Annotated in this window: 5 protein-coding genes; all 5 read right to left on the reverse strand. The window is 71.8% G+C overall.

Features of this window, described 5'->3' with window-relative positions; translation table 11 throughout:
• Window positions 1-273: 273 nt before the first annotated feature.
• The 5 genes from V7Q31_RS18770 to V7Q31_RS18790 all read right to left on the reverse strand — a co-directional run bounded on the left by V7Q31_RS18770 (window position 274) and on the right by V7Q31_RS18790 (window position 2,258).
• On the reverse strand, window positions 274-699 hold the full coding sequence (locus tag V7Q31_RS18770) for a hypothetical protein (RefSeq protein ID WP_333835356.1): 426 nt from the start codon (window positions 697-699) through the stop codon (window positions 274-276).
• A complete protein-coding gene (locus tag V7Q31_RS18775; protein ID WP_333835357.1) occupies window positions 696-1,082 on the reverse strand; it encodes a type II toxin-antitoxin system VapC family toxin in 387 nt (128 codons plus the stop codon). Before V7Q31_RS18775 ends, V7Q31_RS18770 begins: the two co-directional genes overlap by 4 nt.
• 5 nt (window positions 1,083-1,087) lie before the next feature.
• Window positions 1,088-1,318, reverse strand: a complete 231-nt coding sequence (locus V7Q31_RS18780; RefSeq protein WP_333835358.1) for a type II toxin-antitoxin system Phd/YefM family antitoxin — start codon at window positions 1,316-1,318, stop codon at window positions 1,088-1,090.
• 461 nt (window positions 1,319-1,779) lie between these two features.
• Window positions 1,780-2,004: a hypothetical protein gene (locus tag V7Q31_RS18785; RefSeq protein ID WP_333835359.1), complete on the reverse strand. Its 225-nt coding sequence runs from the start codon at window positions 2,002-2,004 to the stop codon at window positions 1,780-1,782.
• On the reverse strand, window positions 2,004-2,258 hold the full coding sequence (locus V7Q31_RS18790) for a type II toxin-antitoxin system Phd/YefM family antitoxin (protein WP_333835360.1): 255 nt from the start codon (window positions 2,256-2,258) through the stop codon (window positions 2,004-2,006). Before V7Q31_RS18790 ends, V7Q31_RS18785 begins: the two co-directional genes overlap by 1 nt.
• Window positions 2,259-2,477: the final 219 nt, after the last annotated feature.

Below are 2,477 nucleotides of genomic sequence, written 5' to 3' on the forward strand. Positions count from 1 at the left end.
TCGGCGATCAGGTGGGCGACGATGTCGCCGAAGGCCTCCGTCAGCGCGCGGTGCAACGCGCTGAACTCCGCCAGCACGCTGCGCTCGAACACCGAGGGCCGGACGCGCACCATCACCGTGGTGCGGCGCCGGCGGCGGCGCGCTCGCCGTCGGTCGCGCCGCGGGCGAACAGCGCCTCGAGCTTGGCCGGCCTGTCGTTGATCGCGCGCGCGCCGTCCATCCGCAGCCTCTCTCCTCATGCCGATCGCCCGGGTCGCCGCCGTCAACCTACGCTCAGTCGGGGGTTCCAGCGCAAAGTCGGGGATTGATGGCATGGGCCAGGCGTCGGCGAAACGGCGCAGAGACCGTCGGATTGCAGCCGCGGCCGTTGGAGCCGCCGCGGATCAGCCCGGCCTTGCCCATCGCGTCCCGGAAGCCGGCGATGAAGTCGCGCCAGGGCGCGTTTGCCGCCGTCGTTGCGCGCGCCAGGAACTTCGTGTCGTGCCGTCGGCCGCGCGGCGACGGCGACGGTCGTGTCGAGGGGCTGGCGAGGATGCGCGCTGCGCTGGTCTCGGGGTCCGCGAGTGCGTCGGGGAGCGCCCGGCGAGAATCTGGAGCCGTTTCCATGTCGCGGGGCGGGCGGTCGTCGGCCACGCTGTCTGGCGGATCGGCTGCGTCGCGCGACGCTGGATGACCAGCGAGCCCGTCGCGTGCGCTCACCAGAGCCGCCTGACGCCATAGGAATCGAAAACGGCTTCGTTCGATACCAGCGGCAGGTCGTGGGTGAGGGCCTGGGCGATCAGCATGCGATCGAAGGGATCGCGGTGCGGCCCGGGCAGGTTTCCGGCCCGCGCCCCGTCGCGCAGGGAGATCGCGAGAGCCTCGAAGCCTTGCGCGGCGACGAAGGCGGCGAGGTCCTGAGCGACGACCGCGGCGCCGGGCAGCTTGCCGATGCGGTGTTTGGTGGCGATCTCCCAGGCGGAGGCGGCGCTGACGAGGACGGTGTTGGCGACATCCCCGATGGCCGCCTGCGCGTCTGCCGAGAGCCGCGGGTTGCCCTCCAGCCACCAGAGCAGCGCGTGGGTGTCGAGCAGCAGCCGCACCGATCCTACTCCCAGGCGGCGAGCTCGGCGGCCGGCAGCGGCTCGAAGAAGGCCTCGCCCGTCTCCATGCGGCCCTGGAGGGCGCCGAAGCGACGGGCCGCGGGCGCGCCGGCGCAGGGCACCAGCCGCGCCACAGGCTTGCCGTTGCGCGCGATCACCACCTCGCCGCCGGCTTCGGCCTCGGCGATGAGCTGGGAGAGCCGGGTCTTGGCCTCATGCACGTTGACGGTGGTCATCGGCCGATCTCCCACTGGTTAGCCAAGCATATGGTCATCGCCAGGTCGGCGTCAAAGCCTGCGCAGAGCCTCGGCCCCGCCTGGCGCGGCGACAAGGTCTGCGTGCTGGCGGCCGATGACGACGACGTCGGGGGCTGCATCATGTCGGGGCGCAGAGAAGTCGGGCGCAGAGTAATCGATCGTGGCTCGTGGGCGCTTGCGTCCGCATGCGACGCCGCGCAGTCAATCGCTCCTGAACGGCCCAGGGTGACCCGGATCACCTCTGAAGGCGCGACGCGTCCTTCGCCGCACGGGCGGTCATCCGATCAGCGCGACGCCGTGCGCGGCAACCGCCGCAGCCAGCGGACCATCGATCGTCGCGAGGGACGCCGCGCGTCGCAGCGCAAGCTCAGGAGAGAGCGCGTCGTAGGCTGTCGGTCTGTGCGCGCGGGGGAGACCGAGCGCCGTCGCGTCTTCCGGCGTCACGTCCAGCGCCACGCCGAAGCCGGCGATGGCGCCGAGATCGATCTCGGCTGTCCGCGGGGGATGCGCCCGCGACGCTCGGAAGCGATCGGGATATTGCGCAGCTCGGCCCAGAACAGCCACGGCGCCTCAAGCGGCGCATTCGCGATCGCCTCGAGGCTGGCGGGCTCCTCGTCCGGCAGCACCCAGGAGGCGGCGGTGCACGCGTCGAAGACGACGCGCATCACAAACGCCCTTCGTCGCGCGCGGCGCGGATGTCGGCGAGCGTCAGGGACGCGCCTGCTTCGGCCAGCGACCGCCGCAACGCCCGGATGCGCGCGCGCGCCGCGTCACGAGCCCCAGGGTCGGCGTCCTCCACTGGCACCAGCCTGGCGATCGGCTTGCCGCGCCGCGTGATCACGATCTCCTCGCCTCCGGCGACCGCTTCGAGCAGCGCCGACAGATGGGTCTTGGCCTCGAAGGCGCCGATCTCGCGCATGGTTCCTCCTTGGCTGGTCTGGAAACGAGTCTGCTGACATGCACCGCGCAAGGTCCGGCCGGAGGGCGCCGTGCATCGGCGCAACCTCGACACCGCGGTCGAGAGGCGAAGAGGGCGCACGGGCCGTCACCCGGGAGCCTCCCAGTCCTCGGTTCGAAGCCCTTCCACCCTTCCGAACTCCCGCATGTTGTGGGTGACGAGGATCAGCTCGCGCACCAG

This window comes from Rubrimonas sp., from assembly GCF_036788415.1.
Taxonomy (GTDB): domain Bacteria; phylum Pseudomonadota; class Alphaproteobacteria; order Rhodobacterales; family Rhodobacteraceae; genus Rubrimonas.